Origin of the sequence: Comamonas odontotermitis, from assembly GCF_040396735.1 — a bacterium.
GTDB lineage: Bacteria > Pseudomonadota > Gammaproteobacteria > Burkholderiales > Burkholderiaceae_C > Comamonas > Comamonas odontotermitis_C.
This window is the reverse complement of record NZ_JBEBNZ010000037.1, coordinates 1-25,657: the sequence shown is the minus strand read 5'-3', so window position 1 is coordinate 25,657 and position 25,657 is coordinate 1. Positions and strand designations below refer to the sequence as shown.

Annotated in this window: 20 protein-coding genes and 1 pseudogene; 1 reads left to right on the top strand and 20 read right to left on the bottom strand. The window is 61.2% G+C overall.

Annotated features, from left to right (window positions below; all coding sequences use genetic code 11):
- Window positions 1–137 precede the first annotated feature (137 nt).
- Complete coding sequence (locus ACH2DG_RS19355) at window positions 138–878, top strand: 16S rRNA pseudouridine(516) synthase (RefSeq protein ID WP_395028125.1); 741 nt, start codon at window positions 138–140, stop codon at window positions 876–878.
- A gap of 22 nt (window positions 879–900) precedes the next feature.
- On the opposite strand, the gene ACH2DG_RS19350 is transcribed toward ACH2DG_RS19355, so the two are convergent.
- From ACH2DG_RS19350 to ACH2DG_RS19255, 20 genes and pseudogenes are all read right to left on the bottom strand, one after another.
- Window positions 901–2,148, bottom strand: a complete 1,248-nt coding sequence (locus ACH2DG_RS19350) for a glycosyltransferase (RefSeq protein ID WP_395028124.1) — start codon at window positions 2,146–2,148, stop codon at window positions 901–903.
- Window positions 2,149–2,214: 66 nt separating this feature from the next.
- On the bottom strand, window positions 2,215–3,633 hold the full coding sequence (locus tag ACH2DG_RS19345) for a sigma 54-interacting transcriptional regulator (RefSeq protein WP_395028123.1): 1,419 nt from the start codon (window positions 3,631–3,633) through the stop codon (window positions 2,215–2,217).
- A 50-nt stretch (window positions 3,634–3,683) separates the two neighbouring features.
- On the bottom strand, window positions 3,684–5,843 hold the full coding sequence (locus ACH2DG_RS19340; RefSeq protein WP_395028122.1) for a pilus assembly protein TadG-related protein: 2,160 nt from the start codon (window positions 5,841–5,843) through the stop codon (window positions 3,684–3,686).
- Window positions 5,840–6,352 carry a TadE/TadG family type IV pilus assembly protein gene (locus ACH2DG_RS19335; RefSeq protein WP_395028121.1) on the bottom strand — a complete coding sequence of 171 codons (513 nt, stop codon included), beginning with the start codon at window positions 6,350–6,352 and terminating at the stop codon, window positions 5,840–5,842. Before ACH2DG_RS19335 ends, ACH2DG_RS19340 begins: the two co-directional genes overlap by 4 nt.
- A gap of 1 nt (window position 6,353) precedes the next feature.
- Entirely contained in the window at window positions 6,354–6,878 is a 525-nt protein-coding gene (locus ACH2DG_RS19330) for a TadE/TadG family type IV pilus assembly protein (protein ID WP_395028120.1), read from the bottom strand.
- Between the two features lie 42 nt (window positions 6,879–6,920).
- Window positions 6,921–7,334, bottom strand: coding sequence for a DUF3613 domain-containing protein (locus tag ACH2DG_RS19325; protein ID WP_395028119.1), 414 nt, complete (start codon window positions 7,332–7,334; stop codon window positions 6,921–6,923).
- A gap of 12 nt (window positions 7,335–7,346) precedes the next feature.
- Window positions 7,347–8,165: a tetratricopeptide repeat protein gene (locus ACH2DG_RS19320; protein WP_395028117.1), complete on the bottom strand. Its 819-nt coding sequence runs from the start codon at window positions 8,163–8,165 to the stop codon at window positions 7,347–7,349.
- 54 nt (window positions 8,166–8,219) lie between these two features.
- Complete coding sequence (locus ACH2DG_RS19315) at window positions 8,220–9,209, bottom strand: type II secretion system F family protein (protein ID WP_395028115.1); 990 nt, start codon at window positions 9,207–9,209, stop codon at window positions 8,220–8,222.
- Between the two features lie 88 nt (window positions 9,210–9,297).
- Window positions 9,298–10,266 (bottom strand): type II secretion system F family protein, encoded by a 969-nt coding sequence (locus ACH2DG_RS19310; protein WP_395028113.1) that lies wholly within the window; start codon window positions 10,264–10,266, stop codon window positions 9,298–9,300.
- Window positions 10,263–11,582 carry a CpaF family protein gene (locus ACH2DG_RS19305; protein WP_395028112.1) on the bottom strand — a complete coding sequence of 440 codons (1,320 nt, stop codon included), beginning with the start codon at window positions 11,580–11,582 and terminating at the stop codon, window positions 10,263–10,265. The genes ACH2DG_RS19310 and ACH2DG_RS19305 overlap by 4 nt, the downstream gene beginning before the upstream one ends.
- A 7-nt stretch (window positions 11,583–11,589) precedes the next feature.
- On the bottom strand, window positions 11,590–13,074 hold the full coding sequence (locus ACH2DG_RS19300) for a CpaE family protein (protein WP_395028110.1): 1,485 nt from the start codon (window positions 13,072–13,074) through the stop codon (window positions 11,590–11,592).
- Between the two features lie 4 nt (window positions 13,075–13,078).
- Window positions 13,079–14,551, bottom strand: a complete 1,473-nt coding sequence (locus tag ACH2DG_RS19295) for a type II and III secretion system protein family protein (protein ID WP_395028109.1) — start codon at window positions 14,549–14,551, stop codon at window positions 13,079–13,081.
- A 119-nt stretch (window positions 14,552–14,670) separates the two neighbouring features.
- Window positions 14,671–15,684, bottom strand: a complete 1,014-nt coding sequence (gene cpaB, locus ACH2DG_RS19290; RefSeq protein ID WP_395028107.1) for a Flp pilus assembly protein CpaB — start codon at window positions 15,682–15,684, stop codon at window positions 14,671–14,673.
- A 174-nt stretch (window positions 15,685–15,858) separates the two neighbouring features.
- Entirely contained in the window at window positions 15,859–16,425 is a 567-nt protein-coding gene (locus ACH2DG_RS19285; RefSeq protein ID WP_395028106.1) for a prepilin peptidase, read from the bottom strand.
- Between the two features lie 2 nt (window positions 16,426–16,427).
- Window positions 16,428–16,652 (bottom strand): Flp family type IVb pilin, encoded by a 225-nt coding sequence (locus ACH2DG_RS19280; RefSeq protein WP_395028104.1) that lies wholly within the window; start codon window positions 16,650–16,652, stop codon window positions 16,428–16,430.
- An 87-nt stretch (window positions 16,653–16,739) separates the two neighbouring features.
- Entirely contained in the window at window positions 16,740–18,449 is a 1,710-nt protein-coding gene (locus ACH2DG_RS19275; protein WP_395028102.1) for a TolC family protein, read from the bottom strand.
- A gap of 2 nt (window positions 18,450–18,451) precedes the next feature.
- The gene (locus tag ACH2DG_RS19270) at window positions 18,452–19,894 is read right to left on the bottom strand and encodes an HlyD family type I secretion periplasmic adaptor subunit (RefSeq protein WP_395028100.1); all 1,443 of its coding nucleotides are present in this window, start codon (window positions 19,892–19,894) and stop codon (window positions 18,452–18,454) included.
- Complete coding sequence (locus ACH2DG_RS19265; RefSeq protein WP_395028098.1) at window positions 19,891–21,753, bottom strand: peptidase domain-containing ABC transporter; 1,863 nt, start codon at window positions 21,751–21,753, stop codon at window positions 19,891–19,893. Before ACH2DG_RS19265 ends, ACH2DG_RS19270 begins: the two co-directional genes overlap by 4 nt.
- Window positions 21,754–22,115: 362 nt before the next feature.
- Window positions 22,116–23,588: a hypothetical protein gene (locus ACH2DG_RS19260; RefSeq protein WP_395028096.1), complete on the bottom strand. Its 1,473-nt coding sequence runs from the start codon at window positions 23,586–23,588 to the stop codon at window positions 22,116–22,118.
- 90 nt (window positions 23,589–23,678) lie between these two features.
- Window positions 23,679–25,657 (bottom strand): annotated as a pseudogene (locus ACH2DG_RS19255) (hypothetical protein); the annotation flags it as partial.

The following is a 25,657-nucleotide window of genomic DNA, read 5'->3' as shown; positions in this document are numbered from 1 at the left end:
CGCCGATGATAGTGCGGATTCCCGTGTGAAAGTAGGTCATCGTCAGGCTTTTATTTCCAAACCCCCTCAGTCCCTGACTGCGGGGGTTTTGCTTTTGTTGCTTGCTATGCTTGGTGCATGGTTCAAAAGGGTTTGATATGCAGTTGCAAGATATGTTGTACTCGCAAGGCTTTGGAATTCGCCGTGTGTGTTCGGGCCTTGTGCAGCAAGGTTGGGTGCAGTTATGGAGTCACGATACCGGAGAGTGGTTGCAGGTGACGGATTCGACAGCAGAAGTAGAGCCAGAGGGGCTGCGTTTCAAGGTCCAAGGCGTGGAGTGGGAATACCATGCGTTAGGCTATGTTCTGCTGAACAAGCCTGCTGGAACAGAATGCTCGCAAAAGCCATCGTCCTACCCGAGTATCTATACCTTATTGCCAGCGCCGCTGCGGAATCGCCCCAATAAGAATGCCATTCAAGGTGTGCAGGCGGTTGGACGTCTCGATCAAGATACAACGGGCATGTTGCTTCTGAGTGATGATGGCCAGTTCATTCATCGTATGAGTTCTCCGAAGAAGCATGTGCCCAAGGTGTACCAGGTGGTTGCCAAGCACGCCGTAACCCAGCAGCAGATTGATAGATTGCTGGAAGGGGTGGTATTGGATGATGACCCCAAGCCAGTCAGGGCGGCGGCTTGTGTCAGCATGGGAGACAATGCCTTGAGCCTGACCTTGACGGAAGGGAAGTACCACCAGGTCAAACGCATGCTGGCTGCGGTTGGAAACCGCGTGGAAGGGCTGCATCGTTCCCAGATTGGCAGTTTGCATTTGTCGGAAGACCTGAAGCCAGGCCAATGGCGCTGGTTGACAGCGCAAGAGTTGGCCTTGCTGAAGCCCTAAATGCCATAGGCGTGTTTCTGGATCAGAGCAAGGGTGCTCGCTTCTGCGCCATGGCTCGTTCAAACAAGGAAAGATAGCGAGGGGCCACAGCAGAGATGTGGTAGCGTTTGCCGGTTTCAATGGCGGCTTGGGCGTAGCGCGCGCGCCGTGCAGGATCTGCACGCAGCTGCTGTATGGCGGCGATCCAACTGTCATCGTTGTCCGGCAGAAGCAGGCCGTTGACATCGTTCTGTATCAACTCGGGAATGAAGCCCCAGTTGGAGCCAATCACGCAACCGCCACGCGCCAGGATTTCCATCAGCCCCCAGTTAGCTACACCATGCCGCAACGGGTACAGGAACAGATCAACACTGCTGAGCATCTGTGCAAACTCGGCATAGGGCAAGCGCCCCGGGAACTCGATCACTTCGGCCGCCGGATAGACTTTCAGCAAGTGATCCCGGAAGCTCGCCACCTTGCCCTGGTACTTGCGCTCTACCCATTGCTGCTCATACCCGTAGGTGGCGGCCGTTGGATCGCCAATGGCCAGAAAGCGCGTATTGCTTCCGTTCCCTTCGCGAACGATCCGGTCTACCAGCCTTATATAGGTTTCCAGCCCTTTGGCACTGGAGAGATCGCGCGCCGAGAAGGCAATGGTGAATAACTGTTCATTGGTGGACGGCGCCATGCTCGCATGCGGTGGTGCTTCAATATCAAAGCCTTCGAATTGCACTGCAATGCGGTCCTGCAACAGAGAGGGAAACATGGATCGCGCATGCGCACTTGGAACAATGGTCAGATCACTGCAAAGTACCTGGTGAAAATGCAGCATTTCCGTATTGCGATCGCTCTGGCGCTGGGCCGCGTCGGGCGGATAGGCGGCATCCCAACCATGCGCCTGATAGCTTGGAAACTCGATATAGCTGATGATCGCAGCGTCGATTTCACCATAGAGCCAGTTGGGGGAGCCCCATAACGAGTGAGCAACGACCAGATCGATTTTGCGTCCCTGTCTTTTTTCAAAATCCTTCAAGGCCGCGAGAACACCGCGGCAAATGCGGGCCGAACGCTCCACCTTGCTGGAGTAGTAGTAGCTTTGGGGCCCAACAATCTTGCCATCGGGTTGGAAGGACAATAGGTGATCACATTGCGCTTCATGCTTGGCTTTGTGGCCTGGTGTTGTCATGAACCAGGTGTCAGCCATTTTCTGGCTACGCAGATAACTGCATAGCAGGCTATATTGGCTCGGATAGACAGCGCCCACAAAGACGATCAAAGGTTGGCTAGGCATGCGAAGGAGATATGCTTTCTTGATGGTTGCAGGCGCACCAACGAGCGTGCGCCATGGTCCGGATAGTTAGAAGTGGCCAAGTGGTGCCGGTGCGGACACCGGTACTTCGGGTTCGCCGTCGCTGATCTGGTATTTGCGCATTTTTTCCCAAAGAACTTTGCGGCTGATACCCAGTTGCTGGGCGGTTTGGAGCCGCTTCCAGTCATTGGCATTCAAGGCCGCGATAATACGGTTGCGCTCTTCCTGATCCCAGTTGCTGCGATCCGCGATCAGTGGCTCGGCCTCTTCGATCTCGGCCGGAAAGGTGGTTGCGGCCAGGTTTTGGGCCTGGCGCAGGATTCGCTCGGTTGCACCATTGGCCAGCCAGTCCTGGGTCTGCCTTGCGGCGACGCCAATGCGCTCTGTCAGATTGCGTAGTTCGCGTACGTTGCCGGGAAAGTACATCTGGGCAATCATGTCCATGATGAAAAATGGCGGCTCACCCAACTGCTCCATTCGGTCCTTGCCCACCACATTGCGCAATATGGAGTGAAATATGGCCAGCTTGTCGGCCTCTCCGCGCTCTTCGAGGCTGGGGATTTGCAGTTCGATCACGGCTAGGCGAAAGAACAGATCGGCCCTGAATTTGCCCTCATGCACCAGATTGCGCAAAGACTTGTTGGTGGCCGCTACCAGACGGAAGTCAAGCCGGACCGGGGATGCAGAGCCAAGACGGGTAACCGTGCGCTCTTCCAGCACCCGCAGCAATTTGACTTGCTGATAGAGCGGCAGATCGGCAATTTCATCGAGAAACAAGGTGCCGCCATTGGCTTGTTCAAAGAAGCCTTTGTGCGCGGTTACAGCGCCGGTGAACGAACCTTTTGCGTGGCCAAAGAAAAGTGATTCGAACAGGCCGTCAGGAATCGCCCCGCAGTTGACGACGATGAATGGTCCCTGGCCGTAGTGTGCATTGCGCTCATGCAGCCGCTCGGCAATGCGCTCCTTGCCTGTACCGGTTTCGCCAAAGATCAGCACGCTGTGCTCACAGTCGGCAAAGGTGTCGGCATCGTGCAGCAGGCGCTGCATGCAGTCCGCAACGGCAATGATGTCATCCGAGCGCTGGACCTGCCGCTGCGTGCTTTGCAGGCGGCGCAGAATACGCATCAGCATGGCACGCAGTTCTGCACCGGTAAAGTCAAATGGAAGCACATGCGAGTACTCGGTGGCGTAGCTGCCGGCACTTGTGTCGCGCAGGCTGGAGCTGACCCATAGCACAGGCATGCCGCCATAGCTGCCTTCTACGCCCTGGCGCGTGAAGCGCGCACCCTCGAGCACCGACACGCTCACGACTGCTATTGCATTGCCGCCGTCCTGCACGCTCGAGAACGTGGACAAGCCGTCGGCGCGAACCACCTGCACATCCATATTGAGCATGCAGCGTTCCACGCGTTCGGCAATATCGGCTTGGCCTTCCCAGACGTAGATGACCAAATCGCTTGAATTCACTATTTCGGTTCTCCTATTTCTATCATGCTTATGTCCAGAGGACTCTTTATTCAGTAGACAAGTTGCGCATTGCCGCAACCCACAGATTTCACGTTGACATCATTGAGACCCAGCTCGATTCCCAACAAATCGCGCAGGACAGGGCCTGCCAGTAAATTCCCCAATGGATCAAGGATTGCCTTGAGAACATCCAGCAGAGGAGCAAGCAGTACCTGGAGGAAGTTTTTGGGTTTGTTGCTGGGCTTCTTCAGAAGCTCTTCGCTCAGCTTGTCTCTCAGGCATTGATTGAAAGCACTGGAAGAATTACCAGCGCTGGTGAGGCAAGAGCCTCCGCCGATGTATTTGGGAACCAGCAATCCACCATCGACGCGCCCAACGCTGTCACCCCAGGTTTTCCATTCATTGGTTTGCCAGCAGAGGAAAGGAATACCAAGAAGGCATCCCTGCCCGGAACGGTCGATATCTGCACTGAGGCGATTGACCAGTGCGCTGGTGTCATAGGCTCCAGGAATGCCGGGGATATGGATTCCCAGATTCACCTTGGGCAGGGCAGACAAGGCGTTAGGGCCTGTGCCGAGATAGTAGTCCGCCATGGTCTGGGCCGCTTGCAGATTTTCTGCAGGAGTCCACTGTGATTCATTGGGGGAGCCCAGCAGGTTGCCTACCAGCCTCAGCAGTTCACCGACCAAGCTGGACAATGTCGTTCCCAGGTTCAGGGTGTTGCCATTCGTGCGCCATGAATCGCCTGCCTTCATATCTGGCGATGTGTAGGTGTTCTGGAGGGCATCCACGTTGACGTGGTTATTGATCTTGATGAGCCCCAGAACGCTGACCAGGTCTTCGTTCTGGATGGCTTCGCAGATCGGTGTGCGAGTGGAAAATGGGTTTCCGGTGACCTTGCCGATGCAGGCATTGGCGATGGACGCATCCACCCGAATTCTTGCAGTACTGTCCTTGCCCGGAACTTTGCAACTGATATCCTGCACGGTGGCTTTGGCGCGCGTCACGTCGATGAATATGGGAAGCTTGATTCTGGTACCCAGGAGCTGCAAAAGCCCCCCCAACACTCCACCGCTGGTGTCTACATTCGCATACAACCGAACCTGGGCGTTGTAGGCGGTAGCACCCACCCCGCCAAGACCGATAGACGGGGGCTCGATGACACCGGCTTTGACCTGCAGCAGATTCGGCAGGATGCCTGGTATCTGGATGCCGAGGCCTGGGATGGATACCCCCCGGCCTGAGGTTCCCACGCCGATGGCTGCCGTGACGACATCCAGAACGTCCAATTGCACATCCAGAGCAGATGCTGTGGTGCCGTCAGGCGCATGAATTCCTGCAAAAATGCCTGGTCCGTTTGGACCACTTCCCAGTGGAATCTCAAGGCTCAGGGCATCAACGCCCATCTGCAAGCCCAGCAGGCGCAGTATTTCGGCATTCAGAGCCAGCAACTCGGTATGGCCTCCCAGGGTCAGTGCAGTATTGAGCAGTTCGCCCAGTGCAATTTTTTTCGCAGCGAGCAGGTCGTTGAGATCGACTACGGACAGATTGGTGTCCAGCGGCAGGCCTAGCGCCTTGAGCAGGCCGCTGGCAGAAATCTTTGCCCCCACCAAGCCTTCATAACCTCCGGCGGAGACGCAAGGATTTCCGACGCCAACGATTTTCAGTAGCTGTACCAACGGCGCCAACTGCTGGTTGCAACCTACATTGAGAAGCGTTGTGCCCACTGAAAAGTTGACCAAGGGTTCATTGAATTTGGCCACTGCCTCTGCACTGATGGTGCGGCTCCAGGGGCCAGGCAGCAAGATTGGAGACGTTCCTTGCACGAACGCATGTGCAGCATTGAGTGGCCCGCTGGCACCAAAGTGGAGAGGTGCCGCATGCTTTTGGGGGTCCCAGTTGCCGCAGGTGATGCTTGTGTTGGTTTCATCAGGGGCGAGCGCCGCAGGCCAATTGTCCTGAACGCTGCTGCGGCCCTTTTGCTGGCAATTTGCTGCTCCTCCCACGCCATAGTCCAGGCCGCGTACTGCCTCGAGGGCAGCCAGGTCGGCAATGCGCTGCAGGTCTCGCTTTGCGTAGTACATGTAGCCCACGTCTACCACGCCAAGAATGGCAATGAGGACGCCCAGAATCAACGCGAACTGAACGAGAATGCTGCCGCCCTGGCCCTCGGGGGTACGAGGCAGGGATCTTCTTTGATGGCCGGTCATGGCGTACTCCTGCTATCCAACTGGAAAGAGACCAGGGAGGAGGCTTGGAGGCGCGCTGGCTCCACTACGGCCCATCCGCCCAGCCTGACTGGTTGAGGCTGTTCACCTGTGCTGCCAAACATGGGCGGTAGCTGGTAAGAGACGTTGAGGCGTGCTTCCGTGGTGTTGACACTCAAGGTAACGGAGGTTGCCTGTTGAGGATTGCCCGGGATGCCACTGTTTTGCAGGCTGCGCTTGATCACATCGGCGGCTGCAGCCTGGATGGCATGCGTTTGCGCTTCATGGGTAATGTCATAGGCTGTCAAGGAACCATAGATCAGGTTCTGTACCATGCGAGCGCCGTCACCGGTAGCCCGGGAGACCGATTGCTGCGCCTGGAGTACGCGCCAGTACACCAGAGAACCCAGCAGCATCAGCAGCATCAGCATGGCAATGAGGGCAAACTCGATCGCAGCCACTCCTGCCTGGTGCAACGGTGAACGCAAGGGGCGAGGTGTGAAATGATCCATGTCACATCCCTCCATGATCGACAAGGATGCTGGCACTGGCCGACAGGGTCGACGGATTGAGGATGTCCATGCCGAACATGCGCAAGCCCGGGGTCAAGGGCGAGGTTCCGTAGGGAATCGAGAAGTCGAGGCGAACCATGCAACGCTCGGTCACTGCAACGCCGCAGGTCAGGTCCTGGGGGCAGTAGTCGAGATTGCCAACTCTGCATACACGGACATTGATGGTGTTTGCGGGGGGAATCAAGGCACTTGGTAGCCAGCCGAGCCTTTCGACGACCACGCCTTGGGCAGTGGCCAGGCGTGTGGACACGGTGGACTGGTAGCGCAGGGCAGCTCGCGCGCCATCCTCAGCGGCGAACTGCATGGACTCGCGCACCAGAAATGCCAGCCCATAGCTGATGATGGCATACAGCAGCATGAAGAAGACCGGAAAGATGATCGCCCACTCCAGCGCATACACACCGCTTTGGCGGTGTACGGTAGTGCGGCGGTCAGGCCAGCCGGAGCTATGGGTGGGTTGCTGCATAGCGTCTTCTTCTGAGCAATGGGACTGCATGCCTTGGAGGCCTTAGCGCTTCTTGGCACCCAGCCCGGTATCGAACTGCTCCGGAATCTCGGTCTCAAAGCTCTTGAGGTAGCGCTCGTAGCTGCGGCGTGCCTGTTCCGCATCAATATTGCGGGCCCGCTCTCCAAGGGCATTGCGCTGCATGTCCAGCAAGCTATCTGTGGCATAGCCCACATCGCTGCGGTATTGGTAGCCAGAAGAGAGGGCGACGGAGGATTCGCGCGTTCTGGAAGTATTGCGCGCGCTTGCTGCCTGCTCCGTCAGTTCGACCGACTCCAGGGAGGGAGAGGACCGGGGCAGTGTGCCGGTCTGGGCCTGTACGCCGATTGTTATGAGCGACAGCCACATTGCGGTGGAAACCGACAGGCACACGGTGGTGAGACGCCGGTGTTGGAAGGAGCGGTATTGAGCGTGCATGGCTTGTATTCCTTATGGTTGCTTTTCTATGGCCGCGCTTGCAGTTGCCTGGGAAGCGAGGGGGGCGGCCACACCTTGCTGTTGCGACGCAGCAGCCGAATGCCTGGCCATCGCCTGCTGCACGCTCGCCAACTGCTGCTGCAGGGTCTGTATGGACGTGGCATTGATGAGGGGTGGGGCGTTCTTGGCCTGTGGCTGCTGCAGCCGCTGCAGCAATTGCGCCGCCTGGTCATGCGCACCGGAGGCCAGCCAGTACAAGGCAAGGTTCAACTGAACACGGGCATTGGTGGAGGCAAGCTGCGCGGCTTGCAAGATGGGGAGCTGTGCCTGCGCCAACTGCCCTGCCAGCATTTGTGCGTAGGCCAGATCGCTCAGTACATCGGCATCAATGGGGTTCAGAGCGCGAGCTTGCTCGAGTTGGGTGATGGCCTCCGGAAGCTGGCCCTGGCTTGCAAACAGCAGGCCCAGGCCACGGCGTGCTCGGGCAACCACGGTGGCATCGTTGTGGGTGAGCAAACTCTGGTAGGTGCCTTGGGCCTGCGGTAGCTGGCCGGTGTTGCGCAAGGCGTCTGCCTTGAGCAAACGCAATTGTGGCGTGGCGCCGTACTGGCGTTCAAAGGCATCGGTATGCGCCAGAGATGCGTACCACTGGTTGGCCTGTTGCATCTGCGTGATCAGATTCAGATAGGTCTGCTGCGAATCGACCTGGGTCGATTGCTCGGCTTTGTCCATCTGCTGTTGTGCTTGCGCGGCGGTACCCGCCTCCGTCACGCCATATCCTTGGGGCGGTTTGGAGGCACAGCCGGCCAGCAGCAGTAGGCCACATGCCATCGCTATGGAGCGATGCCGTGGGTGGGATGAGGATGGTCGGCAGTTGTATGGCATTTATCGGCCTCCCATGGCTGACAGTGAACGGATGACTGCCGTAAACCCAGGGCCCGCAGTAATCACGAGCAGGGCAGGCAGCAGGGTGAGTACCATCACTCCCGTCATCTTGACGGTGATGGTTCCAATCTTTTCCTTGAAGCTGGCCTGGCGTTTTTCACGCAGTCGAACGCTGAACTCCTTGAGCGGCTCCTGTACTGCGCCGCCATGGCGATCCACTTGCACCAGCAAATTGACCACCGCACTCATGTCGTCATCGGCGCCGAGATAAGACAGTCGCTGCAAGGATTGTTCGCGCGTCCTGCCGGAACTGTGCAGGCGGTTTGCGAGCGTCAGCTCGACGCTGATGACACGCAGCACGCTGCCGAATTCGGACGCGAGAATCTGCAGACTCTGGTCGATGCTGAGGCCCACGCCTTGCAACAGTCTCAGAAGATCCACAAACAAGGGAAGCTCTTCCACCACTCGCTCCCGGCGCTTGGCTGCTTTGGAGCGCATGATCCATTTGGGCAGCATCAATCCGAGCGCAAATGCAACAAATCCATATATCAGGGCCCTGAGGCCGGCAGGCTGCAAGACCAGCAAAACCAGCGCAGGCATAAAGATGGAGAGCATTGCCCGGCTTGCCACGTAGAAAAAGCCGCCACGCGCCAGGTCAAAGCCTGCCTGGTCAAGCAGCTTTCGGTCCTCGTCTGCCAACAGGGCTTTGGCAATGCCAGTCTCCAGCCAGGCGGGGGGGCGAATGCTGTCTGCGACGGAGGCGGCTTCATTGTCTTGTCGGCTGTTGGCCGAGGCCGGCGCCGCGCCCAATCCGGGCATGGGGAACGGCGGTGTGCCAGCTGTGCCTGCCTGGCGTGTCTGCAAAATCCGTTCAACCTGGGCCTGGGCTTGCGACGAACGCCGCATCCGCCACAACAGTCCTGCCGCCATCAAACCGATGGCAAGCGAGGCGAGGGCCAGACTCATGATCCAAAGCTGTTGCGAGTTCATGGGCGCTCCTTGGCCGAACCGGCACACGTCGCAGATGCGATGACAGCAGAGCAGCAGAAATGATGATGGGCTTGGTGCATGGTGGTCATCACTTCAGACGGGCCAGCCTGTAGAGCAGGAAGGAGCCACACACTTGCAGACCACCGGCGACAAATATCAGCTTGCTGCCGGTAGGATCGTTCCACATGCGCATGAAGTAGCCTTCGTTGAGCACGATGATCATCGTGCCCACCACGATGGGCAGCAGGGCCAGAATCCAGGCCGACAGACGTACCTCGGTGGACAGGGCGCGTAGCTCCCGCTCGGCGGATTGGCGGTCGCGGATGTAGGCCGACACGCGCTCGAGCACCAGATCGGCGCGGCCGCCATAGCGGGTGCTCATGCGAAAGACGGCAGCGAGCAGTCCAAATTCCGGCAAACCCCAGGTGCGTTCCAGCTGGGCCATGGCTTGCCCGAGATCAGGCGAAATGTTAAGTGAGGCACTGACATGCTGCAGCGCACCACCCAATGGATCGGGTACGTTGTTGCAGGCAAACTGGAAAGCGGCATGCGGAGAGTTGCCGATGGAGATGAGGCGCACCACATTGTCCAGAAAGGCGGGCAGCTGCGACAGCATCTTGGCGCGTCGGCGGCTCAGGCGCATGGCGATGCCAAAGCAGGCAAGCAGCACGAGTACCAGCAAGACCAAGGCGCCCATGGCCAAACCACCATGGAATGCCGTCAGCACCGAGAGGGCGACTCCGATGCAGGCCATCAGCATGAGGGTGCGTGGTGCAATCCCCCAGGCCTCATAGCCCAGAAAGTCCTCCAGTTTCTGCCTGACAGAAGATTCCTTCGGTCTGGCGCTCGCAGTCATGCCGGGAGCATTGCCGGGCAGGGGCATTGCCAGCGGAGCCACCTGCATCTCTCGCTGAATATCCAGGTTGCGCTGCAGATTTTCATGCAGTGCCTTGCGATTGTCACCACTGCGTGCGCGTGCAAACAGCCACAAGGCCAGGGCCAGCAGAATGCAGGCCAGAGCAGCCAGGACCAGGATGGCAGGCGCCAGGGATGTCATCGCGCGCTCCCTGAGTGCTGCTGTGAACGCCACCAGGTCAGCAGCTTGGGCGAATGGGGAGAGATGCCCATGGAGGTCCAGTTGTCGATTTCCTGGCCATCGGCACCCATCTGCGGCTCGTAGCGGTACAGCTCCTGCATGGAGATGACGTTGTCTGTCATGCCCGTTACTTCGGTCAATGACAGCAGGCGTCGCCTGCCATTGGACAGGCGACCGATCTGCACGATGAAATCCACGGCGTTGGCGATCTGCCGGCGCAGGCTCACCTCGCTGCCCTGAAATCCGGCAAATCCGGCCAGCATTTCTGCGCGGTACAGGCATTCACGGGGCGAGCTGGCATGGATCGTTCCCATGGAGCCGTCATGCCCTGTGTTCATGGCCTGCAGCAATTCCAGCACTTCACCACTGCGCACCTCACCCACGATGATCCGGTCCGGGCGCATGCGCAGGCTGTTGATGAGAAGATCGCGGATGCTGACATGGCCGCTGCCGTCAAAGCTGCCCGGGCGGCTTTCTAGCCGGACCACATGGGTGTGGTTCAAAGAGAGCTCGGCCGTGTCCTCGATGGTCACGATCCGTTCGCTGCTCGGGATGAAATGCGCCAGCGCGTTGAGCAGCGATGTCTTGCCGGAGCTGGTGCCGCCACTCACCAGAATATTGCAGCGCGCCTGTACTGCCATCTCCAGGATGCGGCAGATGTCTTCGTTGAAGGTGCCCAGGCGCACCAACTCCTTGGGGGTGAGAGGGTCCTTGCGGAACTTGCGGATGGACACCGACGGCCCGTCGATGGCCAGGGGCGCAATGATGACATTGATACGGCCGCCCTCGGGCAGGCGCGCGTCCACCATGGGGCTGGATTCGTCCAGGCGGCGGCCCAAAGGCGCCAGAATGCGCCGCACGATGCGCAGCACATGCTCATCGTCCTTGAAGTGCGAAGGCTCCCGTTGCAGTATGCCGCCGCGCGATACGTAGATCACCTCCGATCCATTGATCAGGATGTCTTCCACACGCGGGTCTTCCAGCAGTGGCTGCAAGGGGCCAAGACCGGTCAGCTCGCGCGTCAGCGCGTGGGCCACCAGTTGCGCTTCCACCTCGTTCACAGGCACGGCGTGCAAGCGTATGTAGCTGTCAAGCTCCAGAGAGACAAACTGCGCAATCGCAGCTGGCGACCAGCGGCCAAACTCAGCGCCCAACTCCTCGATCCGGCTGAGCAGATGTTCATAGGCACTGTTCTTCAGATCGGCAAACAGGGCGCTGCCCTCAAACTCGCTGACGGCCGCGGGCGCTGCTGTAGAGGGAAATGCAGTGGGTGTCATGGGCTGCTCAGTGTTTCTTCAAACGTTGCAACCACGCAGCCCAGGGGCTGGATGGGGCGGATGCATGCGGGGCGGCCGCTAGGTGGTGTGCAGCCAGCAATTGGCGCAGCATGCCATCAAGGGCTTGTACATAGGGCTCACGTTTGGGCTGCAGCGGCAGCAGGGCACCCAGATTGACGACCTGCGCCAGCTCACGGCGCCGTTCTGGAATGACGCCCAGCAATGGCAATTGCAGTTGCTTTGACATCTGCTGCGCGCTCATCTCCAGGCGCGGGTCATGCCTGCTCACGATCAGTTGCAGGCGATCACGGTCGATCTGGTGATTTTCGAGTTGTTTGAGCAGTTCGGTCGTCCACACCATGCTGGCCACGCTCTGGTCGCACAGTAGCCAGATATCACTGGCGCTGGGCAGTATTTCCATCGCGAGCTGAGGCGACGCCGCAGCGCCGAGATCGAGCACGATATGTTCAAAATACTGGCCCAGGCGTGACAACAAGGCATCCACGTCGGCTGCCGCCACCGCATGTATCGGGCGAGGCTGTGTCAACAGGCGCAGGCCACTGTCGTGACGAGCCAGCGCGCTTTGCGCCATACGCCTGTCCATGCGCCGATGCTGGCTCACGGCATCGCCAAAACTGAATTCACCGGGGGTGTTCAGATAAATGGCACAGTCGCCGCCTGGAGACCCCATTTCGATCAGCAGGCAGGCCAGGCTCTCTGCGTCGTCGCTGCCAAGGCCCGTTTGGGGCATGTGGGCCGCCAGATGCTGCTGCAGGTACCAGGCCAAATGGCTGGCTGCCAAGCTGCAGCCCAGGCCGGCGCGCGCCGACAGCAGGGCAGTCATGGGCGCACGATGGCGGTTGGGCTCCATCACCGGTGGCTGGCTGAGCAGATGCGCAATGGTCTGCTGGGCGGTATCCAGCGGGCCATCCATATCTAGAAAATCCTGCACGCCGCACCGCAGCGCCGCCAGCATGCATTGCGGGTCATTGCTGCGGCCCACGGCAATACGCGGAATATGTGGAAAGACGGTCTGCAGCTGCGACGCCATCGCCACGGCCGGCTCCATGGCGCCGGGAATGAACTGGATCAGTATCGCCTGGGGTTGCTGGCGGTGCACTGCATCAAAGAGGTTGTCCTGGAAGCGCATTCCATACAGCTCGTTGCCGTTGAGCACGCGGTGCATCCACGTCTGCACCAACGCACCATCGCTGCCATTGCCGTGTACCAGTACCAATGGCACGCGTTGTGATGTTCCCGCGGGTGGTGCAGGCGCTGTCAGGCTGGCGTTCTGGCGTGTGTCCACCGATCCGCCAGGGGATGTCGTACCTATTGAGGAGAAATGCTCCGGGCTGCTGCGCAGAAACGGCATGGACACGACATCCGCGCTCGTGTCCGGTTGCGCGGGCGGCCGCACTGACAACAAATCGGCCAGTGACGGTGTTGCGGCGGGTGCCGCAGCCGGAGTGGGGGCAAGGGATTCGCTGTTCATGGCATCAGTACGAAAAGCCCGGCAATGCGGCGCTGCCCGGCGGCGTGCCCAGCATGTAGGGGGTCCACACATTGCGGGCGTTGCGTTGTTCGGAGCTGACGCCTGGCAGCATCGCCTCCAGATTGGTATTGGCTGGCAGGGGTTGAACCAGCCGCGGGGTGACGATGATCACCAGTTCCGTTTCATCCTGCGTGTAGTTCAGGTTCTTGAAGAATGCGCCCAGAATCGGCAGATCGCCCAGCAACGGTACCTTGCTGACGCTGGACATGGTGTTGCGGCTGACCAGTCCGCCAATGACAAAGCTCTCGCCATCTGCCAGTTCGACCATTGTGTCTGCACGGCGTGTGCGCAGTGCAGGCACTGTGATGCCACTGATCGTGACTCCATTGGTGTAGTCCAGATCGCTGGCTTCGGGTGCAACCTTGAGTGCAATGCGTTCATCGGACAGGATGGTGGGTGTCAGTTGCAGCTTGACGCCAAATTCCTTGTACTGAATGGAGATGTTGTTGCTGGCGCTGCTGGGTACCGGGATCGGAATTTCTCCACCCGCCAGAAAACTTGCACTCTGGCCCGTATGTGCCACCAGCGTTGGTTTGGCCAATACGCGGGCCAGGCCGTTGCCTTCGAGAAAACCCAGTTGCGCAGTAATCCCGGCGCCGCTGAACGCCTTGCCAAAACCCAGCACCAGATTCATCGCGCTGGCAATGGCAGAGGTTCCGCCTGACCCCGAGCCTGTGCCTGAACCGGACTCGGATCCCGATCCGCCCGTGCCGCCTCCACTGCCATTGCTGCCGCCGTTGCTGCTACCGCCGCTGCCACTGCCCGGCGTGAACACGCCGAACTGGAAACCGTGGTTGTTGGGCCCGCCGCTTTGCAGGTTCACACCGGCGCGGCGCAATGCGTTCTTCTTGAATTCCACCACTTGCACATCGACCTGTACGGTGTTGCTGGCCACCTCGATCTGCGAGCGGTCCTCCAGGAACGCTCCCTTGGGGGCACCGGCGCTGGCAATAGCGACTGCCTGGGCATGCTCTGGCAGGCTGGACAGGCGCCTTTCCAGCAAAAGGCGCGGGTTGTTCACGCGCACCAGCCAGTGCTGCGCCTCGCCCTTGGCGGGCCAGACGACGAGTGTGGTCTGGCCCGGCGCCTTGGGTGTGAGCAAGAGATCGGGAGTGCCCTTTGCACCGGGCGAGGCGCTGTTCAGATCGCGCAGCACCTTGACGTCCAGCACATTGGGATCACCGACGGCAATACGCGCCACCGCTGCACCATGGGGCAGCAGATGTTGCTTGCCTACCGTCAATTCCAGCGGCGTGCCACGGTCGCCCTGCGTGTCTGGCCTGCCTGGATCGCCACGCATGGCTTCAAGAGCGGGCATTTGTGCCACTGCGGGTTGTGCGAATGCGCCCAGGCCCGCCCCGATCAAACTGGTGATCAGGTGGAGCTTGGCGGCATGCGGGTGCGTAGTAGGGGTCATATTGGTGGCCTCCTGCCTGGGGCAATGCAGGCTTTGTTGTTCTCGATCACTCTTCAATGAATAGCTGTTTGCGCTTCATGCATGGGCGTGGTGGGCGCTCACGGCATATTCCTTTTCAATCAATAGTTCACCGTCTGTACCGCAGCGCCCTGGTACACCTCCACCGCCTGGGCACGCGGAACTGCTGGGGCAGACGCCGCCGTTCTGGTGGGGGCGGACTGCGAGGCGCGGCGCTCGTTTCTGGCAGGCGCTCCGACTGCCAGATCCTTGAATCGCAGGCCCGCAAAGGATCGGTCTGCAGCTTGCAGGGTCTCGTCCTTTTTCAATTTGCCGGCCACCGGCTGCAGTACCGTAGGCAATGTGGCGAACAAGGCTGGGTTGGGCACCGTGGTGTCATCCGGGTGGCGCAGTGCGAGAGTGAGGTGGCCGTATTTTTCGGCCAGGGTCAGGCGCTCGACATCTTCCAGCGGTACTGCCAGCACGGCAGTATTTGCGGGGGCGGGCGGTGCTGCGTTTGTGTTGCTGCGGCGGGTACTGCTGTCACTGTCTTGCTGGGCCTGGCGTTGTGCGGCGGTGGGCGGTGGGTTTTCCACGCTGGCGGCGCCATACGCCAGCACGCGGCTGCGGGCCATCAGCAGGCGTGTCTGGGTGTCCACGTCTGCCTGGTCATTCTTGCCGTCAAGGGTAAAGAACACGTCGACAAAATCACCGGGGCGTACATGGTTGCCTGCGGCCATGGGTTCTTTGACGGCAATCGACACGGCGCGCTGGCCGGCTTCGATCTGCAGAGCCAGGCCGCTGAGCAGGTGCTGCTCGAACAGGGGGGCATCGGCAGGCAGTGCCACGACCGTGGTGCGGCCTACCACCGGTGCCGTGCTGGAAAAGCTGTTGGCGACAGCGGCAGGCAGTTGGGCCAGTTTCACATCCTCTGCGGTCAGGCGTTGGCCCGCAGGCACTGCCTTGGCCGCCACCACCACGTCGTAGGTTGCAGAGGGCGCCGCCGGTGTCTGTACGGTTGAAGCGGCGGGTGTCTGTACCGGGCGGGGGGGCTGGCGGCCAAGCATCCAGGCGGCTACCCCCAGGCCAATGGCAAGCACCAGCAGCAAGCCAGCAAGTATCTTGGTGAGGTTCATCGTGCGTGCTCCTGATGATTTGCTTGTGGTGGGCTCTGCATTGCTGTGGTGCAGCAGATGCTTGGCTTTGGGAACTGCGGCGCTCGCTGAGCGCCTCGCAGATTCCAGGGCCAAGCACCCGGGGGGCCTGGGTTGGGGGGAGGGTGTGGGAGAGCAGTGGGCATTGCGAGGTCCTCAGTTCGCCAGGCTGGGGCCGGCGCGCAGCACCACCCAGATGGCGGCAACCGCCATATAGCCCGCGTAAGGAATGCTGCGCTGAATGACGCGCTTTCCGTCTGCGGTTGTGATGGGTGCTGTGGTTGCAGGCGTCATGCTTGCGGCCAATGGAGCAGGCAGGTGGGCCTGCAGCCAGCTGCCGTAGCCGCTGGTCTGCAGGCGGCGCCATGCCAGCACCGCCATGCCGTGCAATCCGGCGAGCAGGCTACCGCCAAGCCAGATGACCAGCAGGTATGGCGAAAAACCAAACCACAGGCCCATCACTGCGGCGAATTTGACATCTCCGGCCCCCATCCAGCGCAGCGCATAGAACGGCAGCAGTACGGCAAATGCCGCGACCGAGCCAATCAGGCCGCCCCAGGGCTCTACCCAGAACGGTTGGACGCCGCTGAACAGTGCCACTGCGCCTGTTGCCAGGCCCAGCAGTACCATCCAGTTGCGTACCTTGCGGCTGCGCAGATCCATGGCTGCTATGGCGATCAGCCATAACAGCAGGATGCTGGAAAGGAGCCAGGTGGTAGTCATTTTCAGGTGGTGGTAGCGCAAGCACCTGGAGTAAAGGTGGTGGAGGCTCCTGCGGTCCCGAGGTTGCCGAGCAGATTCGAAATACCGCAGAAGAGATTATTCAAACCGCCTCCGAGCGCGCTAGCCGCTGCGATGATGCCCACGGCAATCAACCCCGCAATCAGCCCATACTCAATCGCCGTAGCGCCTTCTTCGTCCTTCCAGAAGTTCTTGATGAAGTTCGTCATAGTGGTCTCCAGTTTTCACAAGGCCCATGGAGGAAAACAGTGGCTGGCGATGGGCGAACACCGGCCGCTGTATTGGAAAAGGCGTGGCTACCAGCGCACGGCATAGCGCGTGTCCTGATAGGGCGGCGCAGCCAGCATCACCGGGTCGAGCCGGGGTGCGAGCTGCAACGGCAAGCGCTGCACGGTTGCTACGGAAATCGTGGAAACAGGGGGGGATGGATTGGTCGGTGCCGCACCGGGTTCAACGCTGCCGGGTACGGCGGGCACGGCTGGCGTGCCCGAACTGGATGGAGGTAGGGGGCGGGCACCCTGTGCAAACAGCTGGTCGAGCCAGTGCGGAGGCAACTCCGTCGGCAAGAGCTGGCCCGTGGTGCGGACCAGGCGCAATGCGTTGATGCGCTGGTCGTATATGGCATCGGCTTCGTCGAGCATCAGGCGCTGCATGTCGAGCTGGGCGTCGAGCACCTGGGACAGGCTGCCGCGGCCGACCTGCAAGAGGCGCCTATAGCCTTCAAACGCGCCGCGCGCCTCGCGCACGGCATCGGAGAGTTGCATTTCGCGGTCACGCCCGGCTTGCCAGCGGCCCCAGGCTGCGGCCGCCGCTTCATGCACCTGGCGGCGCACGGCTTCCTGCTGTGCCTGCTGGGCCTGCAATTCGTTCAAGGCCTTGAGAATGCGGTCGCGCAGCTCGAAGCCGTTGCCGAAGTTCCAGTTCAACTCCAGCCCATAGCGGGTGCCGTCGTTGTAGAGCACGCTCTTGGGGTCGCGTGTGTGGGCCACCACAGCAGACAGGGTGGGCCAGCGCTGCGCCTTGCTGCGATCCACCTCTGCCTGCGCGCGCTCGATCACGTGCGCGATTTCCTTCAGTTCGGAGCTTTGCAGTTCCGATGCCTGCAGGGCAGCGGCTTCGTCCACAGGCATCCAATTGCTGGGGATCTGCAATTGGGGCAATGCCGTGACGCTGGGCGTGTAGTTGAAGTAGCGCACAAAGCGGGCCTGTGCATCCATGCGCTGAGATTGCAAGGCATGCTGCTGGGCCAGGGCACTGGCTCGGCGTGATGCGGCCTGGCGCAGGTCATTGCGGCCGACCGCGCCCAATTCGGCGCGGCGCTCTTCCACGCGGGCGAGCTGGCCGATGATGTCTGCCGACTCGGCTGCAATGCGTGCCTTGGTGTCAAAGCGATGCAGCTCCAAGAGCGCCGTGAGCCCTTCCAGGAGCACATTCTGCCGGGTGCTGTAGAGAGCGCTGCCTTGCGCAGCCTCGGTGGATTCTGCAGACCGGATGCCCGCATCGATGGCCCCGCCATCGAGCAGGCTCAGGCGCACTTCGGCGTTGACTGCGGTGTAGGATTCGCGTTTCTGACTTTGCGCGAGCGAGGCATTGCCCGACGAGGTGCCAATTTTGAGAGACGGCCACCGGGCATTCTTGGCGGTGCTCACGTCGTTGCCTGCTGCATCGACCGCCGAGCGTGCCTTGCGCACGTCCGGGTACTCGCTCAGCATGGCATAGAGCGCGGTCAGGAGTTGCTTTTGCGCAGCTTCACCAGCCAGGGACCGGGGGCTGAGTTGCGGCGCAAGCATCAGTTCGAGCTCACGGCTACCCTGCGTGGCGTCGACTGGGGGTGAGAAAGCCTCCGTCGCAAGTTCTGTGCTTTCTACCACAGTGGCAGTTACCGCCGTGGCAACGCCATCGGTCTGGGCAGATACTGCCGAGGGCGCAGCCAGGCCGAACGCGCAGGCCGCTGTCCACCACTGGCGGCGCCAGGATTTTTGGAAATGGAGCAATGTACCTGTCATGGTCATGGCTCCCGGAAGGCTTCGCTCTGGATGTGCAGAACGGGGCGCAGCAGATACCAGATGAAGGGCTCACGGCCCAGCAGCAGATCCAGTTCGGCCTGCATGCCTGTGGTGATGCGGTTGTCGGCGCGCCCCACCCATGGCTGCTGCAGGCTGGCCTGGATGCGGAAATACGCGGCGGTGTCGGGCTGCTTGGGGTCCTGGTCGGCATCGGCCGACACCAGCGTGACCTTGCCAGGCACAAAGCCATAGCGCAGGTAGTCGTAGGCAGTGACCTTGGCCTTGGTGGACTGGCCGACATGCACATAGCCACGGTCTGCGGGGTTGAGCCGCGCCTCTACAATGACTTCGTCCTTGTCGGGCACGATTTCAAGAATAGGCTCACCGGGTTTCACAACCCACCCGGTGCCTGAGCTGCGCAGGCCCTTGACGACGCCATCGGTAGGGGCGAGCACCACCGTGCGGGTGCGCTGGTTCTGGGCCCGCGACAGGTCTTCGGACAGGCTGTGGAGTTCACGCTCGGTCTGCGCCAGCTCTTCGGATGCCCTGCGGCGGAAGGCGCCCTGCGTTTCCACCAGCTTGGCCTGGCCCTGTTCCACCTTGGCGCGGGTGCTGACCAGATTCTGCCTGGCTGCGGCCAGATCGGTGCGTGCCTGTTCGAGCGCGCGCTGCTTGTCGATCACTTCCAGTTGGCCGATCAGTTGCTCGGCTGCAAGCTGGTTGGCAATGCTGGCTTCCTGCTCATACAGCTTCAGGCCGGTCTGCAGGCCCGTGATGCGTGCCTGGATCTGCGCTACATCGCCTTGCGCCTGTTGCAGCATGGCCTGAGCGGCAGCCATGCTGCCCTGGTATTCCAGTCCGCGTGCGGCAAATGCACCCAGCTCCGCTTGTACGATGCGCGATTCCAGATCGGCGGAGAAGTCTGCGGCTACGAGGCGGCGGCCCTGGCTTTCTGCCGACAGCCGGGTCTTGATGGCCTGTGCAGTGGATCGGCGGGCGGTGAGTTGCTCCAGATTGAGGCTGGCACCACCCAGGTCGATGTCGAGCAGCGGCTGACCTTGGACAACGGTCTGGCCTTCCTTGACATGAACGGCGGTGACGATGCCGCCTTCCAGATGCTGAACGGCCTGAACGCGATCAGACGGGATGACCTGGCCGCTGGCGACCACGACGTTCTCGACCGGGTAGAACAGTCCCAGCAATACCAATACGCCCACGGCGGAGGCAATCACCTTGCGGTTGCCAGCCAGGCGCTGCAACAGTGTCTGGCGGGTGGGTGCAGATGGCTGGATGAGAGGCGAGCCAGCCGACGGCGCCAACTTTGGTGGGGCGTTGTCATTGGCGGCATCGGAGGCTGCTGCATGCGCATGGCGGTCGTGCGTTGCAGCAGGTGCGGCATTTCGCAGCACCTCGGGCAAATCGTGGTGGCGGCCAGGACGGGTCATGGTGTGGCCTCCTGTGCGATTGCGCCCCGCTCATCGTTGTTGCTCACGGTTGGTTGATTGGCCGCTGGTGCCCCTTGTGGCTGGTGCTGGTCGGGCCCGCTTGCGCGGCCTACGCCAAACAGCTTGGGCAGCATGCGCTCGGGTGTGCCGTATTCGACCTGGCCATCTCCTTGAACGTGGTAGATCTGTTGGGCTTGCGAGGCCACGCGCAGCGAGTGCGTCACGACCACAACCGTGTGCTTGGCAGCGATCTGCCGCAATGCCTGCAGCAATGCAGTCTCGCTTTCGAAATCCAGATCGTTGCTGGGCTCGTCCAGGATCAGTACCGAAGGATTGCGCAGAAAAAGCTGTGCCACGGCCAGCTTGCGCAACTCACCGGCAGAGAGGCCCGCACCACCTTCGCCCAGTTCGGTCTGATAGCCGTGCGGCAGTCGGCTGATGAAGCCGTGCGCCCCCGAGAGCTGGCAGGCGCGGATGATCTTGGCGTCGTCCGCATCGGGGCTGACCATGCGTAGGCCATCGACGATCGGGCCGCTGAACCAGTAGTTCTGCTGGGCAAGGCATCCCACCCAGCGGCCCAGGTCGGCGCGTGAGAACTGCGCCATGTCGTATTCGTCAATGGAGATGGCTCCAGCAGTGGGCTGGTACAGCCCGGCCATCAGCTTGGCTAGTGTGGATTTGCCGGCACCATTGCGTCCCACGATGGCATGGATGCCGCCAGGGCCCATGCTGAGCGAGACCTTGTCCAGCGCCTGGTGGCCCGATGGATACTGAAAGCTGACCTGGTCGAGCCTGAACTGACCGCGCGGGCGAGGCAATTCGATATTCTGGGATGGGTTCTCCAGAGGCTCCTGCAGCACGGACTGGACGCGTGCAGCAGATTCGTTGGCACGGGCAAGGGAGCGCCAGTTGCTGGCCAACTGGGCGATGGGGCCCAGTGCCTTGCTCGACAGCAGGTTGACTGCCATCAAGCTGCCAATCGTCATCCATTGCGCATTGATGGCAATGGCTCCCATGGTGATGACCGCCACCGAAAACAGGGTGAGCAGCACATGGGTGAGCTCCTTGGCGTTTTCCATTTCGCCGTTCTTGCGAAAGCTCTCGGCCAACCAGCGGTCGTAGCCGACCTGCCAGGCCCGCAGCGCGGCTGTGTCATATCCGAGTACCTTGAGCGAGGCGCGTGCGTTGCAGACTTCGGCGGTGCTGCGGTCCAGCTGGCGGGCTTGTTCCACTTCTTCAACCTTGCCGCTGCGCACTTCATCGGCCCACCACCAGGCAAGCACACCCAGGATCAGCATGGCCACCACAATGACCGGCAGCACGGGCCAGGCAATGATGCCCACGACAATTAAGGCGACCAGCGCCATCGGCAGGTCGAGCATGGAGGAGGCAACGCCGCCTGCCACACAAGTTCGCAAGGCACCAATATCGCGGAACAGCTGCAGCCACTGGCTGGAAGAGCGCTGCTCCAGTGCGAGCATGGGGTGGCGCAGCATGGCTTGCATCAGGGATTGAGAGAGGTCGCGGTCAATGGTGGCGCCTGCTTCGCGCAAGGCACGAGCGCGTTTGCGCCGCAGCCACAACTCCAGAATCAAGAAGCACAGCACACCTGCCACCATGGCGATCAAGGTGGCATTGCCACCGCGCGAGATGACGCGGTTGTACACCTGTAACAGAAAGATCGAAGGCAGCAAGCCCAGCAGGCTGATGGGCAACGACAGCCAGGCTGCCTGACGCAGGTGGCCGGCAGAGCGTTCAAAGCTGTCGGCAATGGCCTTGGAAAACGGCCCTGCCACGCCCGCTGGCGCTGCAGCAGATGCTGCAGAGACCAGTTTGTGAGGAAGCAGGAATTCAATCATGGCTGGAAAACTGTCGGGTTAGTAACAACGAGAAACCAATGACCAGGAACCGTTTCCAAAGTATTGTGCAGATATTGGGTAACCATCGGAAGGTTGTGTAACCAATAATTTCCATAAATAGTGCCATATAGGTATTAAAAAGTGACAATCTGCACTTTTATGAATGTTAGTAAATGACAACTGCGTTCTGTAGTGATAGCAAGTTGCGCGTAAGTTACGTAACTTTGAGGGAATTTGGAAAATTGGTGATGGATTTGGTTATTCTTTTTTATTAATTGATACAAATAAATAATAAATAAACGTGAGTACCCTGCCGGTACTCCGTTGCCAGTCCGGGGAGCTTGTCTTTGGGAGCGGCGCGTTCAGGCGCTTGCAAAGTGCATGGCTGCGTTGATGGTGATGAGCAACTGGCTGGCAATCCGGCAGTCGCTGACCAGTGCATTGCTTGAGCGAGGCGAGAAAAACGCGGCCTGTTTGCGGTGGTTGCTGGCTTGAAATAGCGCGACTTCTGGCCACACGATGCGTTGGTAGCAGGCGCGAAACAAGGTCTGCATATTGGCTTTGAACTGCGCCTGTATGCCGTCGCTCATGAATTGCGGCTGGCCCTGGCGCAACGCGCATTCCATGACAGCGACAGCCGTCCAGGGCTGGGCGGCGGGAGAGGGGCGGCCTCCGTCGTCGGCGATCAGGCGCAATTGGGGCCAGCTTGCGTGCAGCCATTTGCCGTCGTAGCTGCGGTTGGAGCCCTGTGAGGGCAGCAGTTCATCGGGTGCTGACTGTTGCTGGCGCTGGCGCAGGGCCTCCAGGCTCAGTCCGCCCCATGGCGGCGTATCACCTGGGAGGGCAGGTGATACGCCGCCCAACTGTTGGGACAGCAAAGTGATCAGGTTGCTCACCGTCGAAGATGCGATGGCGCCAGGGAACTGCTCCGTGTAACGCACTAGCACGATGAGGCTCATGGCATGCAGCATTTCGCTGGCATAGTCATGCAGGCTCCAGCGGCGCATCTGCTCGATCAGATAGGCGATGGCACGGTGACAGGCCCGGGTGCCCGCATCGTCCTTGAGAGACTCCATCTGGGTGTTCTTGTGTGCCAGCAGCAAGGCGTAGGTGATGCCCAGATGGTCCAGCAGGGTCCCTGCTTCAGGCCAACTGCCGTCATCGCTTTGGTGCTGGGCCAGCAACTGTTGCGTGGCCCGGTACAGCATGGGGCCTGCTGGGCCATGGCGCAGATGGCTGGGAGACAGGCGAGGGCGGGGAAGTGCCGTCAGCTCGCCTTGCTGGTCAATGTATACGCCTTCCAGCAGCAACTGCCAGCGCGCATGAGTGGTGACGGGAACAGGGTCGCAGAGGCTTTGCACTTCGGCCAGATTGCGCGACGTATTCTTGCCCAGGGCCGTCAGCAGCTCCGTGTACTCCAGTTCGTCGTCGGCCAGCGCCCAGGTGCGCGTGGGGTCTGCCGTGCGCAACTGGCTCTGCTGAGGGGTTACGGGCTGGATGCCGCAGGCCCAGTCGATACGCAGTTCCACGCCGCTCGCGTTGTGAGCCCAGGCCCATTGGCGCACGCGTGTAGCGCCTTCACGCCAGGCGGCGTGCAGGGTCACGCGGCGGATGCTGAAACTGCTGACAGGCAACGCTTCGGCGGCAACGGTAAAGAACAGCACGCAGCACGCATAGGGGTCGGGGAGCGACACCACATGCTGTGCAACAAACCGGAAAGCCAGATCCAGTTGTTGCGCCAGATCAACGGGCTCCGCTCGCAGCGCGCGGTGGTCGTCTGCAGCCATGGTGGCGGCTGCAGTCGGTGCGGTGCGGCTGAAGAGCGATGCGTTCATCATGATGTTCTCGCAGGGGTAACAAGCCCTCTAGTCCTCAAGTTCTGTTCCCCACCGCCACAGGTCTGTGGCGGTGGGGGCCTACGCCTCTTACAGTGCCAGGCTATGGTGTTGCAGATCCTGGCTGAGCACGCCGCTGGAGCCGATGGTGTCTGCTCCGCTGACGTGGCTGCTGATGGCCAGCGAAACCGGATGCAGATCGGCCGAGGCCTGCGCTGCCGTGGTGGCAACGGAGACCGAGCCACCCAAGCCCAGCAGTCCGCCGCCGCCCAATACACCTTCCAGCAGGCCGTTAGCCAGACCGTTGTTGGCCAGCAGCCCTTGCAGCAACTGGTTGACTGCGCCATCGGCGCCAGCCAGCCCTCCCGTGAGGCCACCTGTCAAGCTACCTGTCAGACCGCCTGTCAGGGTGCCAGCCAGTCCATCCTCGCCGAGCACCGTGTTGAGCGTAGTGCCGACGCCACCCAGCAAGCCCTCTGCCAGCGCAGCAACATGGAGGTCGTCAGTGCCACCTGCAACATCGGTGATACCGGACAGAATGCCGGCAACCGGGTTCAGAACGGTATCGAGCAGACCTGAGAGGTTGCCCGCCGCATCGCCCCCTGCGCCATCGATGGAAATACCTGCCACCACGTCGTGTACCAGGCCAATCACCGGCTCCAGTGCAACCTCGGGTTGCTGAGTCAGTGCATCGGCGAGCTGGGTCACGGTTCCCAGTGGGCCGTTGGTGGCGTCCGTCAACTGCTCGACGGGGTTGGTGATGGGGGCCAGCACGCCGTGCGCTGGATCCACCAAGGTGTCCAGCACATTGGCAACCGGTGCCAGGCCGGTGCCGTCAAGCAGGTCTCCTGCAGTGTCCTGAACCGACGAAACCAGACCGTGCGATCCAGCGCCGCCGCCATTGCCCGTCAGGCCGCCGAGCAGACCGCCCACGAGACCACCTTCGCCAATGACGCCGCCAAGCAGACCGCCGTTACCTCCGATCACGCCACCCAACAGGCCGCCTTCGCCGCCCAGCAGCCCGCCGACCACGCCATCTTGACCGATCACGCCACCGTCGCCGCCGAGGACGCCGCCCAACAAGCCGCCCTCACCGCCGAGCAAGCCGCCAACCAGGCCGCCCTCGCCAAGGACACCACCGAGCAGGCCTCCTTCGCCCCCAATGACGCCGCCAAGCAGCCCGCCTTCACCGCCGAGGACGCCGCCCAACAGGCCATGGACGAGACCGCTGATGCCATCGCCGCCGACGCCGCTACCCAGACCAGCGATCAACTGGTTGAGGGTGCCAATGACCGGCTGCAACGCCTGGCCGTCCACTTGCGTCAGGCCATTGACCAGTTCGGTCAGTACGCCCAGAGGGCCGCCGTCCACGTTGGTCAGGCCTTCCAGTACGCCAGTCACCACGGCCAGCGTGCCGTCGGTGGGGTTGGTGAGTGCGTCGAGCAACTGGCCGACAGGCTCCGCTACCGTGCCGCCCAGCAGGCCGTCCACCACATCCTGCACCGAGGTCACGATGCCGTCGCCATTGCCGCCGCCAGGGATCAGGCCGCCCAGCAGGCCTTCCAGCACTCCTCCCAAGTCGCCCAGGCCGCCACCACCAATGCCGCCTTCACCCAGGCCCGCGATGAGCTGATTGAGGGTGGCGATCACGGGCTCCAGCGCTTGGCCGTCCACTTGCGTCAGGCCATTGACCAGTTCGGTCAGTACGCCCAGAGGGCCGCCGTCCACGTTGGTCAGGCCTTCCAGTACGCCAGTCACCACGGCCAGCGTGCCGTCGGTGGGGTTGGTGAGTGCGTCGAGCAACTGGCCGACAGGCTCCGCTACCGTGCCGCCCAGCAGGCCGTCCACCACATCCTGCACCGAGGTCACGATGCCGTCGCCATTGCCGCCACCCGTGCCGCCGCCAGGGATCAGGCCGCCCAGCAGACCTTCCAGCAGTCCACCCAAGTCGCCCAGGCCGCCACCACCAATGCCGCCTTCACCCAGGCCATTGCCCAGGCCGGCGATGAGTTGGTTGAGGGTGGCGATCACGGGCTCCAGCGCTTGGCCGTCCACTTGCGTCAGGCCAT